Origin of the sequence: Gordonia heveisoli (assembly GCF_030315745.1) — a bacterium.
Classification (GTDB): Bacteria; Actinomycetota; Actinomycetes; order Mycobacteriales; family Mycobacteriaceae; genus Gordonia.
The window spans coordinates 127,028-148,205 of sequence record NZ_JASXSH010000006.1; the positions used below are offsets into that span (position 1 = coordinate 127,028).

Below are 21,178 nucleotides of genomic sequence, written 5' to 3' on the forward strand. Positions count from 1 at the left end.
GTGCCGGATGTGCCGCAACATAACCGAACTACGAGGCCTCGAACCGCCCGCCACCGGTGAGGAGGTGGAGGCGGCCGCGCGGCAGTATGTGCGCAAGGTCAGTGGTGTGCGGCACCCATCGGCGGCCAACGAGGAAGCCTTCGAAGCCGCGGTGGCGGCGGTCACGGCCGCCACCAGGGTCCTCCTCGACGCGCTGCCGGACCGTCGACAGCCACCCAAGACCGTCCCGCCGCTGCGCCGGCCCGAGGTGCAGGCGCGCATCGCCGCACGCCACTGACATCGGGTCATCGCCCGGGCAGATCGGATGACCGTCGGCACTACACCGTGAGGTAGATGTCCACCAGGGTTTATTGGTGTGACGCGTGGAATGTTTGCCTGCGAAGTCGCAGTACTCGTTAGTGTTCCTTAGTGACCAGAAGATCATCGGGCGCGGGTTCGGTGCCCGCGCGTACGCCCCGGTCCATCACCATCGTTGCTTTTGCGGTGCTGTTCGTTCTCGTCGGTATGCTCACCGCCTGCGGCGATGGCAGCACGTCGTCGTCGGATAGCTGTTCGCCGCCGGGGATCGAGTCGGCCTCGGCCGCGCCGGTGAACCTGGCCGCGGCCGCCCAGGGCGGGGAGGACCGCTACACCACCCCGACGACGACGCCGGTCGACCAGATTGACACGGGCTCGCTGGAACTGAACGTCCCCGGCACGATCTCGGTGGGCACCTTGTCCGACGCCGGGCCCAGCATCTGCCTCAACAGTGCCGGCAGCTTCACCGGCTTCGACAATGAACTTCTCAAGGCGATCGCCGCCAAGCTCGGGCTGCGGATCGAGTTCGCCGGCACCGAGTTCTCGGGTCTGCTGGCACAGGTCGCCAACGACCGGTTCGACGTCGGCTCGTCGTCGATCACCACCACCGACGAACGCCGTCGGACCGTCGACTTCACCAACGGCTACGACTTCGGCTACTTCTCGCTGGTCGTCGCGCACGGCAGCCCGATCAAGGGCTTCGGCGCGCTGTCCGCCTCGACGCGCATCGGCGTCGTACAGGGCACCGTCCAGGACGATTACGTGGTCAACACGCTGAAGCTGGATCCGGTCAAGTTCCCCGACTACGCCACGGCATACGCCAACCTCAAGAGCGGCTTGATCGATGCCTGGGTCGCCCCGTCGCAGCAGGCCGAAGGTGCGGTCGCCGACGGTGGCGCGACGATCATCGAGAACACCTTCAGCGTCAACAATTTCGTCGGTTGGGCAGTCGCCAAGAACAAGCCGCGTCTGGTGGCGGCGCTGAACTCCGGGCTGGACGCGATCATCGCCGACGGAACTTACTCGCGGCTGTACACCGACTGGGTACCGCGGGAACTCCCACAGGGCTGGAAGCCGGGGAGCAAGGCCGCGCCGGCCCCGCAGCTGCCCGACATCGCCGCGATCGCCGCGGCCAACGCCGCGAACGGCGGCGGACCCGCCGAGGCCGCCGACGAGAAGAGCACCCTGCAGAAGCTGGGGGACACCTTCTTCGACTGGGGGCTGTACAAGGATTCCTTCCCCGATCTGATCAAGACCGGACTGGTCAACACGCTGATCCTGTCGCTGGTATCCGGCATCCTGGGCACCATCCTGGGCATGCTGCTGGCGGTCGCGGGTATCTCGCGGACCCGCTGGCTGCGCTGGCCGGCACGGATCTACACCGACATCTTCCGCGGTCTCCCAGCGGTCGTGATCATCCTGATCATCGGACTCGGTATCGGGCCGGTGGTCAAGGACCTCACCAACGGGAACCCGTACTGGCTTGGTGCGATTGCGCTGGCGCTGCTGGCCGCGGCCTATATCGGCGAGATCTTCCGGTCGGGCATTCAGAGCGTCGACGACGGCCAGATGGAGGCCTCGCGTGCCATCGGCCTGTCCTACCGGCAGTCGATGTGGCTGGTCATCGTCCCGCAGGGCGTACGACGGGTGTTGCCCGCCTTGATGAATCAGTTCATCAGTCTCATCAAGGACAGTTCGCTGATCTACTTCCTGGGTCTGCTGGCCAGCCAACGTGAACTGTTCGCCGTCGGCCGGGATCTCAACGCCCAGACCGGTAACCTGTCGCCGCTGGTCGCGGCGGGCATCGTGTACCTGGCGCTGACCATTCCACTGACCCACCTGGTCAACTACATCGACAAACGGTTGCGTACCGGCCGACCCTCGACCATCGAGGATGACCCGCTGCCCGTCACCGCCGTGGAGAAGGGATAGCCGTGTCGGACATCAACACCAGAGGGATCGACTCCCCGCGAATCAGCGACGGGCTGCCCGCGGTGTCGCTGACGGGTAGCGGACTGCACCTGTCCTTCGGCAAGCACCATGTGCTGCGCGGGGTCGACATCCAGGTGAATGCCGGAACGACGACGTCGGTGATCGGACCGTCGGGGTCGGGCAAATCGACGCTGCTGCGCGTACTCAACCGGCTGCACGAACCCGACGCCGGGGACATTCTGCTCGACGGGCGTTCGGTGCTGACGGACAACCCCGACGAGTTGCGGCGCCGGATCGGGATGGTCTTCCAGCAGTTCAACCTGTTCCCACATATGACGGTTGCGGAGAACATCGCCCTCGGGCCGCGCAAACTGCGTGGGCTGAACAAGGAGCAGGCGCGGGCACTGGCGCTAGAACAGCTGGCGATCGTCGGGCTGGTCAACAAGGCGGACGCTCGCCCCGGGAATCTGTCCGGTGGCCAGCAGCAGCGGGTGGCGATCGCACGTGCGCTCGCGATGGCGCCGCAGGTGATGTTCTTCGACGAGGCGACGTCTGCGCTGGATCCCGAACTGGTCAAGGGGGTGCTGGCGTTGATGGCCGACCTCGCCGGACAGGGGATGACGATGGTCGTCGTCACCCACGAGATGGGTTATGCCCGCAATGTTTCCGACAACGTGCTGTTCATGGACCACGGTGCGGTCGTGGAAACCGGTGAGCCGGAACAGATCTTCACCGACGCCAAGTCCGAGCGGCTGCGCGCGTTCCTGTCGCAGGTGCTGTAGTCAGCACCGTGCGGCGACGAGCCGGCGTACCTCGACGTTGTCGGCGCCCAGTTCGGATGCCCGTGGGACGCCGCCCACACCCACAGGCGGCTGCGGTTCGGCGACCGCGGTATCCCCACTGGCGCGTTCGGCCGAAACAGGGGTGAGCGCCGCATATGTCGCGGCGACGTGTGCGAGTGCGATGTCGACGGTAACCCCGCCGCCGTTACCGAGAGCCGCGGCGACACTGGCCGCGGCCTCGATGCCGGTGAGCGGGTCGGCGATGGCGTCGCCGCAGAATGTCGGGCCGGTGGGGGTGTCGGCGACCAGGCCACCTGCGACGGCAGCGTCGTCGCCGAAACCGATCCACTCGTCGCCCGGCGGTCGGGACCCGTGGGCCGTCAGTCGTACCCACACCTGACCGGGTCGCGGCGAGAGTTGATCTGCGGACAGCCCCAACGCCCGCAGAGCGCGCGGCCGGGAGCCCTCGATGACGACATCGGCGACACCGATCAGCTGGGCGAGATGATCCCGGTCGGTGTGGAAGTCGAGTGCGTACGAGAGCTTTCCGGCGTTCATCCAGTCGTAGAAGCGTGACTCGCCGCGGCGGGTGCCGTCCGGTCGGTGCGGGCTCTCGACCTTGACGACGGTGGCCCCGGCACGGCTCAGCAGACGGCTGCACAGCGGGCCGGCCCATAGCGAGGAGAGATCGGCGACGAGGATCTGCGACATCGGCGGACTCGCGGCTCGCTCACCCCGGCTGCGCACCTCCGGCGCGCGCGGCGCGGTCTCACCTCGAACGGCCGCAGGCAGGCCGAGGAGCCGTGCCCGGTCGACGACCTGCGCGGCGGGCCGGTGCCGGGAGTCGGCTACGACGGCCCGCCATGGGTCGCCGTCGACGTCCCCGCCGAGCAACGCGGGTACGAGCGCCAGATCGTCATTGCGGGCCAGCGACAAGGCGAACCATCCGTCGGCGGCGCGGATCAGCCGGCACGCTCCGCCCACGGAGATCTGCCCGCGTCGGCGATGGCCGGTCAACCCGGCACGGCCCGCGAGGAGTTCGGCGGCATCCACGTCGCCGAGATCGGTGCCATCTCCGCCGAATGCGGTGGCGAAGGCGGTCAGGCGGGCTCGGGCCTGCGCGAGGACCGGGGCGCGTGAGAGGTCGGGCGGACCGTCGGACCGCCCGGTCACCGCGGCCAGGCCCGACCGCGCCCAGTCCTCGATACGCGGATCGGTGGCCATCTGCTCTCCCGGGTCGGGGTGCGCCACCGGACATCGGTGACGAAACCACAAGTACCAGGTGTGCTGGCTAGGATGCGGGAATGGGAGCGGGTGTGGTCGTGGTCGGTGCCGACACCGGATCGGATCGGCATCTACAGATCCGCGTCGAGTCCCACGACGAGACGGCCGTCATCACCGAGATCGCCGAGAACCTCGATTCCGGCGGTGCGCCGGTCGTGGACGCCGGGGGCCGTGCGGTGCTGCCCGGATTCAGCGATCATCACCTCCATCTCTTCGCCCTCGCGGTCGCGGACGCCTCGGTGCGGTGTGGCCCTCCAGCGGTCGCCGACGCCGGACAGCTCGGTGCCGCGCTGAGGGCTGCGCGTCCGGACGGTGTGGGATGGATCCGGGGCACCGGCTACGTCGAGTCGGTTTCCGGGGACCTCACCGCGAAGCGCATCGACGCGCTCGAATCGGCACGGCCCGTGCGTATTCAGCACCGCAGCGGTGCGATGTGGATGCTCAACAGCCGTGCCGTGGCGCAGTGCGGCCTGGCCGCCGCCCGCCATCCCGGCATCGAACGCGACGACGCGGGCTACCCAACCGGACGGGTCTGGCGGGCCGACGACTGGCTGCGGGAGCGGTTACCCGACACCGGTTTTCCCGCTCTCACCGGTGTCGGCGATCGCTTGCGTCAGCTGGGGATCGTCGAGGTCACCGACGCCACCCCCGATCTCGACGACCGGGCGGTCGCCGCCGTGGTCGACGCGGTGGACCGCGGCGAGATCAGTGGGCGCGTGCAGTTGTTGGGGGCCGGATCCGAGGTACGGATCGACCATCCGCGGATCACGGTGGGCCCGGTCAAGATCGTCATCGGCGACTCATCGCTACCCGGCCTCGACGAACTCGCACACGCCGTCGCGGCATCCCACGACGCCGGCCGGGCGGTCGCCGTGCACTGCGTCAGCCGGGTCGCGCTGGCGTTGCTACTGGCCGCCTTCGACATCGCCGGGACGCGCCGCGGTGATCGTATCGAACATGGCGGCATGATTCCCGCCGATGCTGTCGCCGACCTGGCCCGGCGAGGCCTGACCGTCGTGACCCAGCCGGGTTTCCTCGCCGACCGCGGCGACGACTTCCTGGCCGGCACCGCCCCCGCCGACCACGATGATCTGTATCGCTGCGGCAGCCTGATCGACGCCGGGGTTCCCGTCGCGCTGAGCAGCGATGCCCCCTACGGACCACTGAACCCGTGGACCACCATCGCTGCGGCCGTCGACCGCCGCACCGCGTCGGGACGACGGGTCGGCGCGTCGGCGGAACGGATCACGGTGGCGCAGGCGCTCGCCCGGCACCGCACCCCGATCGGTGCCCCGGCCGGAGCTGCGCGCCGCATCGCGGTCGGGCAGCCCGGCGACCTCATCGTCGCCGATCGCCCCTATGCCGCGGTGCTCGACGATCCGGGGTCGGTGTCGGTGACCATCAGGGTCATCGGCGGCCGGGTCTGCTGATCAGATGCCGACACCGAACAGCTGTGCCGCATTGTGGTAGAGCACATTCCGCAGCCAATCGGCGCCGAGATCGAGACGGACCAGCGCTTCGACGGCGTGCGTGTAGGTGTACGGGATATTCGGGAAGTCGCTGCCGAAGAGCACTTTGTCCCCGAGCGCGGCCAGCCTCGGCCGCAACTCGACCGGGAACGGGGCGCTCGCCTCGGAGAAGTCGGTGAACGACATCGTCGTATCCAGTGCGACGTTGTCGAAACGCTCGGCGAGGTCGAGGAACTCCGCGTACTCGGGGGTGCCCATATGTGCGACGATCAGATGTAGGGACGGAAAGCGTTGCAGGAGAGCCGCAATCGGCTCCGGGCCGGTGTAGTTTCCGGGAGCGGGGCCGGAGCCGCAATGAATGACGATCGGCGTACCAACGTCGGCCAGCTGGGCCCACACGCCGTCGAGCATCGAGTCGAGTGCGGAGAAGTCGCCGACCTGGATATGGCATTTGAAGATTCGGGTTCCGGCGGCGATGGCCCGGCCGACGTAGGCCGGAGCCGACGGCTCGGGGTAGAACGTTGCGGTGTGCAGGCAGTCGTCATGTGCGGCGGCGAAATCCGCCGCCCACCCGTTGAGCCATTCAGCCATGTCGGCCTTGTGTGGATACACCAGTGACGAATAGGCGCGAACACCGAACGCCCGAAGTGCGTCGATGCGGGCCTGTTCGTCGGCACGATAGGTGACGGGCCATTCGCGCCCGAGGAGCGGACCCGCCGAATCGAAATAGGCCCACACCTTGTCCATCACCCGACGGGGCATGAAATGGGTGTGCACATCGATGATGCCCGGCAGGCCCAGATCTGCGGAGAACGCTTGTACTGCTGCGGCTTCGGCATCGCTGAAGGGGGCGGCGTACCCATCCGAGGCGTTGTCCGGAGGGGCGCCGGTAGGCGTGCCGCAGCAGTCCGGGCCACTCATACGGTCAGCCTACGCTCGGCCGCGGAGATCATTGCCTCGAAACCGAAGTCGAAGGCCATGTCCTCGACGTTGGTGATCTCGTGGCCCTTGCCCGCCAGATCGGTGAACAGTGGAATCGGTACGCGATCGCCGGTTCCGCGTCCGGGAGCACCGCCGGAATAGGTGCTGAACATCTCCTGGTAGTCGACCATCGCGGCGCCACAGACGTGCGCCATGAGCGCGAGATAGATCTCCAGGGCGTCGTCGATCGCAAAGCCGACCTCGACCATCGCCGACACCACCGAGTCGACGAGATCGGCGGTGGCGGGCTGTGATTGGGCGTTGAGCCGATCACGCCGGGAGCGCAGCAGGATCAGCTCGACGAGTACGGGACGACCACGCAGGATGCGACGGATCGCATTGAAGTGGCGGCGCAGGGCATCCTGCCAGCTGTCGACTCCGTCGAAGGGGGTCGTGTCGTGGTAGTAGCTGTAGGCCTCGTCGGTCATCGCATCGAGCAGGTCTTCTTTCTTGCGGAAATGCCAGTAGAGACTCGTCACGCCGACGTCGAGGTGTTTGGCGAGCATCGGCATGCTGAAATCGGCCAGCGACACCTCGTTGGCGACCTCGAAGGCGGCGGTGACGATATCGGCCGCGGTCAGCGAACCGCGGGCGAGGCGCGCGTTGGCGCCCCGCTTGCGCCGCGGCTTCTCACCTGCCGTCTTCTTCGCTGCCGCACCGTTCGCGGTCCTGGCCGTCGTCATCGTCTGTATCTCCCTGTCATCCGTGCCCGGCACGGCTCCGGACGTATCCGACCCTACGTGGACGACCGCCCATCTGGCGGCCCGCGTAGCCGTGTCCGATGCCCGCACGGTTTCGTCTTCGGTGCCTGCACCCTGCCCGTCGGCGCCGGATCTCCCGCAAAAATCGCGAAACCGACCCATCGGCGCACAAGCGACGTTATCTTGCTCACAGAAGGTTCTACAGTGCCTCTTACTGTTGACACTTCAGTTCGACTTATTTGCTGGTCAGCAAGGTATTTGCGGATCAGTTGTGTCACAGAGCTCGAAGGGAAAAACGTGCACACATCATCTCGCCTGAAGCGGGTCCTGCGGTCGGTGACCATCGTCGGGGCGGCCGGAATGCTCGCACTGGGCGGACTGACCGCCTGCGCCGATGACAGCAGTGACAACGACGTCACCGCCAATGCAGGCTCGACGACCGAACTGCCGAACAATCCGGCCACCGGTGAGCCGATCAAGATCGGCTTCATCAGCGCGGAGGGCGGCGCGGTCGATGTCCCGTCGGTGCGCGAGGGCGGTGAGGCCGCGGTCCAGTACCTGAACAACAACGCCGGCGGTATCGGTGGGCACAAGGTCGAACTCGTCGTCTGCAAGCAGCACGAGGAGCCGACGTCGGCCACCAAGTGTGCGCAGCAGATGGTGGCGGCGAAGGTTGCCGCGGTCGTCAGCCCGATGGGTGCGCAGGGTGCGGTGATGCTACCGATCGTCACCGGCGCGGGCATCCCCTACATCGCGCAGGCGCCGGTCTCGCAGGCGGAGATGGCGGCACCCAACTCGTTCATGCTGTCCGGCGGCATCGTCGCGGCGCTCGGCGGTCAGGCGCAGGTCGCTGCGCGCGACGGCGTCAAGAAGGTGACCGTACTCGTCGGCGACACCGGCGACGCGGGTGCCGCGCTGAAGGCCCTCGGCGGGATGCTGTTCAAGCGGGCCGGGGTCGAACTCGACGTCGTCACGATTCCGCTGAGTGTCGCCGATCCCACCCCGCAGATCCAGGCCGCGTTGGCCGGCAAGCCGGGTGCGGTGTCGATCCTCGGTGACGGCCGTCAGTGCATCAGTGCGCTGAAGGTGCTGCAGACCGCCGCTCCGGACGTCGCGAAGTACCTGATCTCGGCCTGCCTCGACCACAAGGTCGTCGAGGCAGTCGGCGCGGACGCGGTTGCCGGCGGTAAGGCGTTCACCACCGTCGCCATCGGTTCCGATGATCCCAGTGTCGTGCTCTACCGCTCGGTGATCGCCAAGTACGCCCCGAACACCGATCCGGCCGGCCTGGCGTACATGGGTTACCAGGTCATGGTCGCGCTCGGTGAGGTCGGCAAGTCGCTGACCGGTCCGGTAACCCCGAAGGCTGTCGCCGACGCCTTCAAGCAGGCCACCGATGTCCCGCTGCCCGCAGCACCCGGCATCACGTTCAGCTGCAATGGCACGGCTTTCCCGCCGCTGCCGGCCCTGTGCAGTCGCGCCATCCTGGTCAGCGACGTCACCGACACCGGCAAGCTCGAGAACGCGACCGTAGTCAACAACTGACCGTCGCCTCTCCCTGATACCGGGCGTGGGGGGGGGGGGGGGCCCCCCCCCCCCCCCCCCCCCCCCCCCCCCCCCACGTCGTCGTGGATGAGCGCATGCACCGTACCGCCGACGCACGGCCGATCAGCTCGCACGCCACGACGATCGGTCAGGGAACGACGTTGACCATCCGGCCCGGAACGACGATCACCTTGCGCGGTTCACCGTCGAGCAGCGCCGCGATCTTCTCGTCGGCCAGGGCCGCGGCCCGGATCGTTGCCTCGTCCGCGTCCGCCGCCACCTGAATACGACTGCGCACCTTGCCCTTGACCTGGATCGGGATCTCGACGGTGTCCTCGACCAGCCACGCCTCGTCGGCGACCGGGAACGGCCCACGCACCAGGAGGGCGTCGTGACCGAGCCGGTGCCACAGTTCCTCGGCGATATGTGGGGCCAGCGGCGCCAGCATCAGCACCAGCGGTTCGACGATCTCGCGCGGCGCACCGTCACCGTAGAACTTGGTGAGGTGATTGGTGAGTTCGGTCAGCTTCGCCACCGCCGTGTTGTTGCGGAGCGCGGCAAAGTCTTCGCGAACACCGGCAATCGTCTTGTGTAGCAGCTTCTTCGCGTCGTCGGACGCCGCCACGTCGACGACCCGGGGACCCCCGGTCTCCTCGTCCACCACCAGTCGCCACACCCGCTGCAGGAACCGCTGCGCGCCGACGACGTCCTTGGTGGCCCACGGTCGCGACTGATCGAGCGGACCCATGAACATCTCGTAGACGCGCAAGGTGTCGGCCCCGTAATCGCGGCAGATGTCGTCGGGCGCCACCGAATTCTTCAGCGACTTGCCCATCTTGCCGTATTCCTGATTGACCGGCTGATCCTGATAGAAGAACTCGCCGTCCCGTTCGACGACCTCTTCGGCGGGAACGTAGACGCCGCGCGCGTCGGTGTAGGCATACGCCTGGATCATGCCCTGGTTGAACAGCTTTCGATACGGCTCCCGGCTGGTCACATAGCCGAGGTCGAAGAGCACCTTGTGCCAGAACCGCGAGTACAGCAGGTGCAGCACCGCATGCTCCACACCACCGATGTACAGATCCAGTCCACCGGGATCGTTCGGGCCGTGCAATGCCGGACGCGGGCCCATCCAGTACGCCTCATTCTCCTTCGCGACGAACTCCTGCTCGTCGGTCGGGTCGATGTAGCGCAGCTGATACCAGGAACTACCCGCCCACTGCGGCATGACGTTGGTGTCGCGGGTGTAGGTCTTCGGGCCGTCACCCAGGTCGAGTTCGACGGTCACCCAATCGGTGGCCTTGGCCAGCGGCGGCGACGGCTCGCTGTCGGCGTCGTCGGGGTCGAAAGACACCGGTGCGTAGTCGTCGACCTCCGGAAGTTCCACCGGCAGCATCGATTCCGGCAGAGCGTGGGCCTGCCCCTGCTCGTCGTACACGATCGGGAACGGTTCACCCCAGTAGCGCTGTCGGGCGAACAGCCAGTCCCGCAGCTTGTACTGGATGGTGCCCGAACCCTTGCCCTGCGATTCCAGCCAGTCGATCATGGCGGTCTTGGCGTCGTCGACCGGCAGACCGTCGAGGAAGCCGGAGTTCACCGCGGGCCCGTCACCGACGTAAGCCTCGGTCGCTACGCCCTGCTCGGAACCGATGACCTCGACGATCGGCAGTCCGAACACGGTCGCGAACTCGTAGTCGCGCAGGTCGTGCGCAGGCACCGCCATGATGGCACCGGTGCCGTACCCCATCAGCACATAGTCGGCGATGAACACCGGAATCGACTCACCGTTCACCGGATTGACGGCGAAGGTGCCGGTGAAGACGCCGGTCTTCTCCTTGTTCTCCTGCCGCTCCAGATCCGACTTCGCCGCGATACCCGCGCGGTAGCTCTTGATCGCCTCAGCCGGCGACGACGCGCCACCCTTCCAGCGCTCGTCGGTGCCCGCGGGCCACTCCGCCACGGTCAGCACGTCGACCAACTCGTGTTCGGGGGCCAGCACCATGTAAGTGGCGCCGAACAAGGTATCCGGACGGGTGGTGAACACCTCGATGGTGGCGTCGGTACCGGCCGCGGCGAAGTCGACACGGGCACCCCGCGAACGCCCGATCCAGTTGCGCTGCATGGTCTTGACCTTCTCCGGCCAATCCAGCAGCTCCAGATCGTCGAGCAGCCGGTCGGAGTAGGCGGTGATGCGCATCATCCACTGCCGCAAATGTTTACGGAACACCGGGAAGTTGCCGCGATCGCTGCGGCCGTCGGCGGTGACCTCCTCGTTGGCCAGCACGGTGCCCAGACCCGGGCACCAGTTGACCAGCGAATCACTCTGGTAGACCAGGCGGTGATCGTCGATGATCGCGGTCCGTTCCGCCGCGTCCAGCTCTGCCCAGACCCGACCACCCGGCACCGGACGGGTCCCGGCGGCGAACTCCTCGACCAGTTCGGAGATCCGACGCGCCTTCTGCCGATCGACGTCATACCAGGCGTTGTAGATCTGCAGGAAGATCCACTGGGTCCAGCGATAGAAGTCGACGTCGGTGGTGGCGACACGACGGCGTTCGTCGTGGCCGAGTCCCAGGCGTCGGATCTGACCGAGATAGCGCTCGATATTCGCCTCGGTGGTGGTACGCGGATGGGTACCGGTCTGCACGGCGTACTGCTCGGCAGGCAGGCCGAAGGAGTCGAAGCCCATGGTGTGCAGCACGTTGGCGCCGGTCATCCGCTGGTAGCGCGCGTAGACGTCGCTGGCGATGAAACCCAGCGGATGCCCGACGTGCAGGCCCGCGCCCGAGGGATACGGGAACATGTCCTGGACGAACAGCTTGTCCGCGGCGTCCGCGCCGCTACCGTCGAACGCGCTCAGGTCACCGGCGAGCGGTCCGACCGGATTCGGCGCCTCGAAGGCGCCCTGTTCGGTCCACGTCTGCTGCCACCGCTGCTCGATCTCACCGGCCACGTCGGCGGTGTAACGGTTGCGGTCCGAATCAGCTGAAGTCACCCGACCAGCGTAAATCGTCGTGTTTCGGCCGATCCAGCCGGTCCCTCACCCGCGCGGTGGTGCGGCCAGCTCGATGTTCACCGGCACTGCGTGCGACAGCGTGTGACCCACCGGCGAGGAGGCCAGCACCTTGGTGTGCAGTTCGTCGATCTGTTCGGGCGCGGCCGAGGACGTGAGATGCACGGTCGCGGTGATCGACTCGAAACCGGCGTGCCCCTCCGCGAGCCCGAGGAAGACCCGCAGGTCCAGGTCGCCTTTCAGGTCGATGCGCAGGTCGTCGATCGCGATCCCGGCAACGCTCGCGTTGGCGATGTAGCCGACCGTCAGGCAGTTGCCGAGTGCGCCGAGCAGCTGTTCGACCGGATTCGGGCCGGTGTCGCCGCCGCCGAGCGCGGCGGGTTCGTCGGAGCGGATCGGATCGAAGTTCCGGATGCGCGCCGACGATGCGAACGCGGAGTCCCAGCGCACGTGGGCGGCCCAGGTGGTCTGCGCCTTGCCTGGGTCGTCGTTGATCGCGTCCACCAGTCCGGTGACGGCGTCCAGGTCGACATCGTTGAGGCGGGTGGTGGCTTGGGTCATCGCGGTACTCCGGTGTGTCGGGCCCACCCGGATGGGTCGGGCTTTCGCCGCCGACGCTAGGGCCGACCGGCGCCCGGGTCACCGATTGCGACCGGCCTCGGCGAAACTCTCGCCGAGGCCGGTCATCGGTATCACGAGGCCCTTGCCGCCTCGGTTATCGCTCCGTCAGGGCAGCGGCTCCGACAGCGGAATGTTGACGAAGCTGGGCTGATTCGGATCCAGCTGGATGTGGATGGGACGCAGCTGCGATTCGTTCAGCAGCGGCCGCAACTGGAGTCCGCGCGGGAAATTCGACGCGAAGACGTCGATGCGCAGCCGGTGTCCGGCCCGGATGAGCGCCTCGGTCGGCAGTAGACCGATGTCGAGGGTGACCGGACGTCCCGGCGTCACCCGCTGTCGGGACGACAGCGTCAGCTTGTAGAACGGGTCGATCACGTCGCCGTTGGCGGCGAAGGTCGACTGTGCCGGATCGATGGCCCGCAGCGACGCCATGATCTGGCCGGAGCTGATCACCTTCGACGTGCCGTCGGGAGCGACGTCGTTGAGGGTCGCCGTGTAGTAGCCGTCGGTGGCGTCCATGACCGCGTTCAGGCGTAGGTTGCTGTAGCCCGAGACCGACCGTGTGCTCCGCACCGGTGCGGTGGTGAAGCTCAACGCGCCGTGTTCGGAGATCCAGGCGTTGTCGGAGCAGAACGGGAAGATCGCCAGCGCGCCGGCCATCTGCTGGGTCGCATCCCGCGAGCAGAGCGTCCACAGGTTCGGGGCGACGGTGAACCGTGCCCGCGAATTCGGTTTGCCGGTCGACAACCCACCGTCGCGGACGGCGTGGGCGGCGGTACCGCTACGACGATCGGTCAGGTACAGCCGCTGGCGTTCCATACCTGCGCGGGGGAACTGCTGGGCCCGGATCCACCGATCACCGACCTGCTTGAGCGTGGCCGGACCGTAGGTCTCGATGCCGTTGTCGATGCCCTTGATCCACTTGTCGAACCAGGCGCGTTGCAACACATCCAGCCGCGGCGGGCGACCCACGCCGCCCTGTCCGCCACCGATGGTGAGGTGGTAGCCGTCGCCCATCAGCAGCTGCTTCTGGCCTGCGGGTAGCGGGATCTTGTTGAACATCCGCACCTCGCTGTTGGTGAACAGGTCGAACCAGCCGCCGTAGATGAAGGTCGGGACGTTGATCTGCTCGGCCCGGGCCTGCCAGGACTCGCGCGGCTCGGTGCCGTCCTCCAGCAGTTCCTTGAGCTCCTTGGGTACCGACGGGATGTCGGGGGTGAGCAGCGCGGCGAACAGCTGCGGGAAGAAGGTCACCGGGTCGGCGACTCGGTCGGCGAGCCATTTCCAGTCGAAGGTGCCGTTCAACATCGACGCCACGTTCGGGATCATCTTGGTGGTGTTGACCAGGGTCAGCCACATCGGCAGGAAGCCGACACCGAGTGCGCCGCCGGGGGCGACGATGTCGCGGATCAGATCGCCACCCGGTTCCACCGGGAAGATCGCCTTGAGCGCCTTGGGCCGCTTGTTGGCCGCCTGGATCTGGTTGATGCCCGAGTAGGACACGCCGGACATGCCGACCCGGCCGTCCGACCACGATTGCTTGGCGGCCCAGTCGATCACCTCGACCGAGTCCTGTTGCTCACGCGACTGGAAGACGTTCCATCGGCCCTGCGACCAGCCGGTACCGCGGACGTCGACGACGACCTGCGTGTAGCCGCTGCGGACGAGTGCGGTGTCGACGGCGAAGTTGCGGACGCCGCCGTCCCGGGCAGCACCGATGAGCTGGTCGAATCCCGACAGCGGGGTGCCGCCGAGCTGAATGGCGTTGAGGATCTGCTTGAGATACGGCTCGAGGACCGGGTTCTGCAGGGTCGCCACGGCGAGCGAGGTGACCATCTTGGTGTAAGGCGTCAGATTGAGGATGACCGGCGTCTTCTTCGCGATCGGACGCTGCGCACGATCGGCGGGCCGGTAGATGTTGCCGCGCAACACGGTGCCGTCGCTCATCCGGATCGGCACATTCCACTGGACCGCGACACCCGGATATTGCTGCGGACCGTCGTGCGTCCGCGCCCACCCGACGCCCTGCGCGCCCGCATCCACACGTGGTGACGCGCCGACCGTCGCCGGTGTCACGACCAGCGTCAGCGCGGTCAGCACCGACCCCACTCCGATGACCATGCGTTTCGAGGACAAGCGCGCGAGGCGACCTCGTCTCATTTCGAACCCCCCACTGATAAGAACCTGAGAAACTACCGAACGGTAACACGAAGGTTGCACAGATCACAGAAGGGTCTCGCAGGTGGTTCCGGCCACCGCGCAGCGCTGGGTGGTGGACCGCAATTCGGCCAGGTGACGGCGACGGTCGTATGGTTGTGACCGTGAGTGTGCTGTCCATCGTTATCGCATCGCTGCTGATCGTCCTGGCCGTGGTGTGGTCGACGACCGGCATCCTCGGGCTGACCGGCCGCCTGCAACGCAATCGCTGGATCGGTGTGCGCGCCGACGAGACGATGCGTTCCGCAGCCGGCTTCACCCTGGCCAACCGGGTCGCCGGTCCCGGTCTACTGGGCGCGAGCCTCATCCTGGTCCTCGGCGCGGTGCTCACCGTCGCGATCTCCGGCTGGTTTTCACTGCTGTGCGCCGTCGTCGCCCTGACCGCCGCACTGGCCGTCGTCGGTGTGGTGAGCGGACTCGGTGTCCGCGCGGCCGCCACCATCCCGGCCGAGTCGGCCGACGGGGGCTGCGGGTGCTGTTCCGGCGGTGACGATCACGCGCACGACGCGCCTGCGGCCAGCACTTCTGGGGGCACCACTTCTGGGGGCACCACTTCTGGGGCCGACGCCGGATGCGCCGCACCGCACGACGACCCCGCGGCCGACTGTGGCACCAGCAGCTGTGGGGCGTGCTCGCTGCGCGGTATGTGCACCACCGAAACCGCGCAGGCCTGAGGCCCGCGAGCCGGTGCCGATCATCGACTTCTTCCGCAGGCTGCTGCAACGATCCCCGATCGACGGCTTTGTCCTATCGATCCTGGCCGCCGTCGTCATCGCCGCCTTCCTGCCCGCCGAGGGCGCCACGGCCGACATACTGGACTGGGTCGTCACGATCGCGATCGGTGCGCTGTTCTTCCTCTACGGCACCCGCCTGCATCCGCGGGAGGCCCTCGACGGACTCCGACACTGGCGTTTGCACCTGACGATCCTGGCCTTCACCTTTGTCGCGTTCCCGTTGATCGGCCTGGCACTTCGGCCGATCGCCGAACCACTCGTCGGCGACGATCTGTACGCAGGTCTGCTGTTTCTGTGTCTGGTTCCGTCGACCGTTCAGTCCTCGATCGCCTTCACCTCGATCGCGCGCGGCAACGTGGCCGGCGCCATCGTCAGCGCGTCGACGTCGAACATCCTCGGCGTGTTCCTGACGCCGCTGCTGGTGGTCGCGCTGATGAGTACCGCGGGCGACATCCACATCGACGCGTCGTCGGTGTTGAAGATCGTGGCCCAGATCCTGGTGCCGTTCATCGTCGGCCAGATCGCGCGGCCGTGGGTGGGACCGTTCTTCAGCAGGCACGCCGCGCCCACCAAATACGCCGATCGCAGCGCGATCGTGCTCGTCGTCTACGTCGCCTTCAGCGAGGGTGTGCGTGAGGGCATCTGGTCGCTGGTGAGTGCCGCCGACGTCATCGCCGTCGCGATCATCTCGCTGCTGTTGGTGATCGTGATGCTCTTCGTGACCCGCTGGCTACCTCAGCGCCTCGGCTTCGACCGCGCCGACACCATCGCCATCCAGTTCTGTGGCACCAAGAAGAGCCTGGCAACCGGCCTGCCGATGGCCACCGTGCTGTTCTCCGGATCGGTCGTCGGTCTGATCGTGTTGCCGCTGATGATCTTTCATCAGATCCAGCTGATTCTGTGTTCGTGGCTGTCGGCGCGCTACGCCCGCGAGCTCGACGAGTCGACCGACTGACATCACGGCCGGTTGTCGGGGCCCGTCACTACAGTGGGCTTGCACGATGGAAGCAGAGGGGACGAGACGGGTATGGCTTTGTTCCGGCGAGCCGACCGCACGACGCCGACTACCGCCGATCGTGAGTTCATCGCCGCCCTCCGCCGGTCCATCGCCACCGACCCCGCCATCGCCGACCCGGACGAGCGGCAGGCCATCGCCGATCGGGTGGCCGACCAGTTGCGCACCGGCACCGATCCCGAAGTCGCGGCCGCGATCGCCCGCGCTCACGGCGGCTGGTGGTCGTCGTCGTACCTGAACGACACCGTCCCCGACCTCCGGCACCGGGCCTATGCACTCCTCGATCAGGTCACCCCGATCGTCGCCCGACGCTGGGCACAGGTCCTCACCGGCTATCGGGCGTCGCCACCCACGCTGACACCCGTCGCAGGGGACCACGGCGCCGAACGGTTGATCGACGACATCGCCAAGTGTTTCCGGCATCGGGCCGGATTCGCCTCATCCGGGCCGCTCCCGGTCCACCTGGCCACCCTCGATGCGATCGTGGTCGCCGGCGGTGGCCGCCCGGGCGAACTGCTCGAGGCGGTGTTCTCCTACGACACCACATTTCGCTACGCGGGACTGACCGGTATTCGCAACATCATTCGCGATCTGCCCGACTTCGAGGTGGCGGTCGCCGCGGACAGCGAGGTCCTCGCCGCGCTGGCGGCCCGACAACCAGCCAAGGCCCGCACGGTACTGCTGGAGTTGTTCGACGGTCTCGCCGACGCCGCGTTGGCGCCCTTCGCCGACGTCATCACCGCCGCCCTGGTCGGCACGTCGGTGACCACGGCCGTGGCCGCGGAGAAGTCGGCCACCCGGTGCCCCGCTGATGCGATGATCGAATCCCTCAAACGGGCGGCCAACGAGGGTGACAGCAGTACCCAGATCCGTGCGCTGCGGGCGATCTGGAAACTCGGCCCCACCCCCGACGACCGACGCTGGGCGATCGACTTCGCCGCCCGCGCCACGTCCGCCGCCGCGAAGGCGCTCGCGCGCGAATGGGCCCACCGCGTCACCCAGCTGCCGACCGACGCCGACACTCTCTCGGACACCACGGGTACACGCACTGGCACACCGGCCGAATGGCGCATCGAGATCACCCCGAGCCTGCGCGATGCGATAACGCGGTTCGTCCGTGACATCGGCCATCCCGACGCCGACGCCGACCTGGTCCGGGCGCTCACCAGCGGCCGACGACCGGCCACCGACCGACGCTTCCGCGACCTGTTGCCCTACCAGGCGCAGGACGCGATCGTCCCGGCACTCACCGCATTGTGGCGCTGCCCCGATATGACACCGACCGCCACACTCATCACCCTGCAGTTCATGAACCTGCTGCGCATCCCCAGCGGCGCTGCGCTGAGTACCGCTGCGGTGGAGGCGATCGAGGCCGGCCACGCCGACCGGCCCGGTTTCGACCTTGCCCACCTGCAACTATTGCTCGACACCATGGGTCTGCCCGGTGCCGATCTCCTCGTCGACGCCTACCGCATGTCCTGGAAACGACTGGGCCACGACTGGCCGGCCGCCGATGTCGCCCCGTTCGCGGCCGCCAACCGTGATCGGTTTGTCGCGGCGCTGGCCGACGATACGTCCTACTCCGCCGATCCGACCGCACCTTTCCGCGCCTTCGCCACGTTGCCCGCGCTACCCGCCGACCTCACCGACACCCTGTTTCGGATCGCGCTCGGATCGTCGTCGCGCACCCGTGTCACCGCCCAGGATGTGCTGGTGCCCAACGGCTTCGATGTTCCTGCTGACCGCATCGGCCGCATCCACACCGCGGTCTGTGATCCGGCGGCCGACACCCGCGCGGTCGCCGCGACGTGGTTGGGCCGGATCGGAGCCGCCGGGGCAGATTCCCCCGACGTCGAGGTCATCGAAAGTGCGTACGCCACCGAACGTACCGAACGTGTCCTACAAGCTCAGCTGAATGCCCTTGCCGCCCTGGGACGTTCCCCCGACGTGTACCTCAATAGGGTCACTCTGGCGGCGCAGGTCGCCAAAGCCGCGCGCAAGGGCGGGCCACCTGGCCTGGACTGGCTCGACGTCGGTGCACTGCCGCCCGTACGCTGGGCCGATGATGGCGAACCCGTCCCCGTCGAGACACTTCGCTGGCTGCTCGGTACCGCGGTCCGACTGAAGGATCCGGAACCCACCGTCGCACTGCGCTACTACTGCGCGCTGTTCGACGCCACCGACCGAGCGCGCCTGGGTGACCATCTCCTCGACACCTGGCTGGTCGTCGGAAGTATCAAAACCAAAGGAGTACTGGCGATCTGCGCGTCATGCTGCACGGACAACGCGGCCCCGATCGCCGAACACTACATCCGCACCAACTACGGTCTGGCCGCCGCCCAGTGCAAAGCCCTGCTGGCGATGCTGAGCTGGGTGGACGCCGACAACGCCGTGCAGACCCTGCTGGCGATCTCCACGCGGTTCCGCACGCGCGGTATCCAGGAGGTCGCCGGTATGCAGGTCCGCGCGCTGGCGCAACGGCGGGGCTGGACTCCCGACCAGCTGGCGGACCGGACCGTGCCCGACGGTGGGTTCTCCACGGGCGGCCGGTTGCTCCTGGACTACGGGCCGCGCGAGTTCAGCGCGCGCATCGGACCGGGTCTCACCCTCGCGCTGTTCAACCCGGACGGCAAACCGGTCAAGTCGCTGCCCGCACCGCGCGCCACCGACGATCCCGAGGCGGTGGCCGCGTCGAAGCGGCGGCTCACCGCCGCCCGCAAGGCCGTCAAGACCACCGTGGTCGCACAGCGGGATCGCCTCTACGAGGCGATGTGCACCGAACGACGCTGGTCGGTCGTCGAATGGAGCACCTACCTGCGGCCGCATCCGATCGTCGGGCAGTTGGCCGGTCGGCTCATCTGGCTCGCCGTGGCCGGTGATGAGCACCCGATCGCCTTCCGACCCCTCGACGACGGATCGCTGACCGACGCCGACGACGAGGAGGTGCAGCTCCAGGCGGAGGCCACCATCAGCCTGGTCCACCCCGGCGCGCTGGCCCCGGCCGCGGTGACCGCCTGGCGCACCCACCTCGTCGACTATGAGGTAGATCCGCTGTTCGACCAGCTTGGCGAACCCATCGCCATCGATGACGTCTCCGACGCGGCCACCTCCTACGACGGCTATGAGGGCTATCTGCTCGACGCCTTCACGCTGCGTGCCGCGACGACCCGGCGCGGGTATCTCCGCGGCCCGACCGGCGACGGCGGCATCGTCACCTCCTATGTGAAACGGTTCCCCAGCTCGGGTATCGAGGTGGTACTCGGCTTCTCCGGCATCGCACTCCCGGAGGAGAACCTGAGCGTCGCCCTGACGCATCTGCACTTCACGGATGTCTCCGACGGCGGCAACGGTCGCTGGATACGCTTCGGCGACGTCCCCGCAGTGCTGCTGCGCGAGTCGATCGGCGATCTCGCATCGGTCGCGGCGCTGGGGGCCCACGATCCGAACTGGCGCGGAAAGGTGCGCATCACATGAGCAGTACCGAGGTTCCCGGACCCGCCGGACCGGTTCTCCGCGCCCCCGCCGAGCAGGTATACGCCACGGAACTGGCCGCCCTCGCGGCCGCGGATGCCGGCGCTCGGCCACCGGGATGGCGGTTGTCCCCGCGGGCGGTCCGCAGCTTCGTCGTCGGCGACCGCAGCGCTGGAGTGGTACCGAAGTTCTACGGCGACAACGCCCTCGTGGAGCGCTGCATCGTCACCCTGATGAGCAATCGCGGATTGCTGCTCGCCGGTGAACCGGGGACGGCCAAATCGATGTTGTCGGAACTTCTCTCGGCCGCCATCTCCGGTACGTCTGGACAGGTGGTGCAGGGCAGTACCGGCACCACCGAGGACAAGATCGCGTATTCGTGGAATTACGCGCTGCTCCTGGCCGAGGGTCCGTCGCAGCGGGCGCTCGTCCGCGGTCCGCTGTACACCGCGATGGAAACCGGCACCCTGTGCCGTTTCGAGGAGATCACCCGGGTCCAGCCGGAGATCTCCGACGCACTGATCGGGGTGCTCTCCGACAAGGCCCTACATATCCCGGAACTCCCCGACGATGATGCGATTCTGTTCGCCCGCAACGGTTTCAACGTCATCGCCACCGCCAACCTGCGCGACCGCGGGGTACATGAGATGTCCTCGGCGCTCAAGCGTCGCTTCAACTTCGAGACGGTGACCCCGATCCGTGATCGCGCGCTCCAGGCCGAGCTGATCACCGGCCAGACCGCGGCCCTCCTCACCGAAGCCGGGGTGGGTACGCGTCTCGGCGAGGATGTGGTCGCGCTGCTGATCGACGTCTTCGACGATCTGCGTACCGGCGTCACCGCCGATGGGGTCGCGGTGGAGAGGCCGGCCGCGGTGATGTCGGCGGCCGAGGCGGTCGCGGTCGGCTATGCCGCCGCCCTCGACGCCCACTATTTCGGTGACGGCGCGGTGGACGGCAATCATGTCGCACGGCAGCTGATCGGCACCGTCCTCAAGGACAACCCCGACGACGCCACAAAGCTCGACCAGTATTTCGACGTCGTCGTCCGTCGTCGGGCGAAACGTGGCAACGCCTGGTCGGCTGCGCTGGCCGCCCACCGCGAACACACCGCCTGAA

General features: G+C 67.6%; 15 protein-coding genes. 9 read left to right on the top strand and 6 right to left on the bottom strand.

What is annotated here, in order from left to right; all coding sequences use genetic code 11:
- The first annotated feature begins 7 nt into the window (after positions 1-7).
- The 3 genes from QSJ18_RS07435 (at position 8) to QSJ18_RS07445 (ending at position 3,011) form a co-directional block, all read left to right on the top strand.
- Positions 8-277 carry a DUF2277 domain-containing protein gene (locus QSJ18_RS07435; RefSeq protein ID WP_286325699.1) on the top strand — a complete coding sequence of 90 codons (270 nt, stop codon included), beginning with the start codon at positions 8-10 and terminating at the stop codon, positions 275-277.
- 227 nt (positions 278-504) lie between these two features.
- Positions 505-2,229 carry an ABC transporter substrate-binding protein/permease gene (locus QSJ18_RS07440; protein WP_286325795.1) on the top strand — a complete coding sequence of 575 codons (1,725 nt, stop codon included), beginning with the start codon at positions 505-507 and terminating at the stop codon, positions 2,227-2,229.
- An 11-nt stretch (positions 2,230-2,240) separates the two neighbouring features.
- Positions 2,241-3,011, top strand: coding sequence for an amino acid ABC transporter ATP-binding protein (locus QSJ18_RS07445; RefSeq protein ID WP_286325797.1), 771 nt, complete (start codon positions 2,241-2,243; stop codon positions 3,009-3,011).
- Here QSJ18_RS07445 and QSJ18_RS07450 read toward each other — a convergent pair whose 3' ends face one another.
- Complete coding sequence (locus QSJ18_RS07450) at positions 3,012-4,235, bottom strand: CoA transferase (RefSeq protein ID WP_286325700.1); 1,224 nt, start codon at positions 4,233-4,235, stop codon at positions 3,012-3,014.
- An 80-nt stretch (positions 4,236-4,315) separates the two neighbouring features.
- Between QSJ18_RS07450 and QSJ18_RS07455 the strand changes: the two genes are divergently transcribed.
- The gene (locus QSJ18_RS07455) at positions 4,316-5,725 is read left to right on the top strand and encodes an amidohydrolase family protein (protein WP_286325701.1); all 1,410 of its coding nucleotides are present in this window, start codon (positions 4,316-4,318) and stop codon (positions 5,723-5,725) included.
- Here QSJ18_RS07455 and QSJ18_RS07460 read toward each other — a convergent pair whose 3' ends face one another.
- Positions 5,726-6,685 (bottom strand): amidohydrolase family protein, encoded by a 960-nt coding sequence (locus tag QSJ18_RS07460; RefSeq protein ID WP_286325702.1) that lies wholly within the window; start codon positions 6,683-6,685, stop codon positions 5,726-5,728.
- Entirely contained in the window at positions 6,682-7,428 is a 747-nt protein-coding gene (locus QSJ18_RS07465) for a TetR family transcriptional regulator (protein WP_286325703.1), read from the bottom strand. Before QSJ18_RS07465 ends, QSJ18_RS07460 begins: the two co-directional genes overlap by 4 nt.
- A 315-nt stretch (positions 7,429-7,743) precedes the next feature.
- Between QSJ18_RS07465 and QSJ18_RS07470 the strand changes: the two genes are divergently transcribed.
- The gene (locus tag QSJ18_RS07470; RefSeq protein WP_462476008.1) at positions 7,744-8,991 is read left to right on the top strand and encodes an ABC transporter substrate-binding protein; all 1,248 of its coding nucleotides are present in this window, start codon (positions 7,744-7,746) and stop codon (positions 8,989-8,991) included.
- 148 nt (positions 8,992-9,139) lie between these two features.
- Here QSJ18_RS07470 and leuS read toward each other — a convergent pair whose 3' ends face one another.
- The 3 genes from leuS to QSJ18_RS07485 form a co-directional block, all read right to left on the bottom strand.
- Positions 9,140-11,986: a leucine--tRNA ligase gene (gene leuS / locus QSJ18_RS07475; protein ID WP_286325704.1), complete on the bottom strand. Its 2,847-nt coding sequence runs from the start codon at positions 11,984-11,986 to the stop codon at positions 9,140-9,142.
- 45 nt (positions 11,987-12,031) lie between these two features.
- Positions 12,032-12,565 (bottom strand): OsmC family protein, encoded by a 534-nt coding sequence (locus QSJ18_RS07480; RefSeq protein WP_286325705.1) that lies wholly within the window; start codon positions 12,563-12,565, stop codon positions 12,032-12,034.
- Positions 12,566-12,730: 165 nt separating this feature from the next.
- Complete coding sequence (locus tag QSJ18_RS07485) at positions 12,731-14,746, bottom strand: CocE/NonD family hydrolase (RefSeq protein ID WP_286325706.1); 2,016 nt, start codon at positions 14,744-14,746, stop codon at positions 12,731-12,733.
- 188 nt (positions 14,747-14,934) lie between these two features.
- On the opposite strand from QSJ18_RS07485, the gene QSJ18_RS07490 reads away from it, so the two are divergent.
- From QSJ18_RS07490 to QSJ18_RS07505, 4 genes are all read left to right on the top strand, one after another.
- Entirely contained in the window at positions 14,935-15,516 is a 582-nt protein-coding gene (locus tag QSJ18_RS07490) for an SdpI family protein (protein WP_286325707.1), read from the top strand.
- Positions 15,517-15,538: 22 nt separating this feature from the next.
- Complete coding sequence (locus QSJ18_RS07495; protein ID WP_286325799.1) at positions 15,539-16,531, top strand: bile acid:sodium symporter family protein; 993 nt, start codon at positions 15,539-15,541, stop codon at positions 16,529-16,531.
- A 72-nt stretch (positions 16,532-16,603) separates the two neighbouring features.
- Complete coding sequence (locus QSJ18_RS07500) at positions 16,604-20,065, top strand: DUF4132 domain-containing protein (RefSeq protein WP_286325708.1); 3,462 nt, start codon at positions 16,604-16,606, stop codon at positions 20,063-20,065.
- Positions 20,062-21,177 (top strand): ATP-binding protein, encoded by a 1,116-nt coding sequence (locus tag QSJ18_RS07505; RefSeq protein WP_286325709.1) that lies wholly within the window; start codon positions 20,062-20,064, stop codon positions 21,175-21,177. Before QSJ18_RS07500 ends, QSJ18_RS07505 begins: the two co-directional genes overlap by 4 nt.
- Position 21,178: the final 1 nt, after the last annotated feature.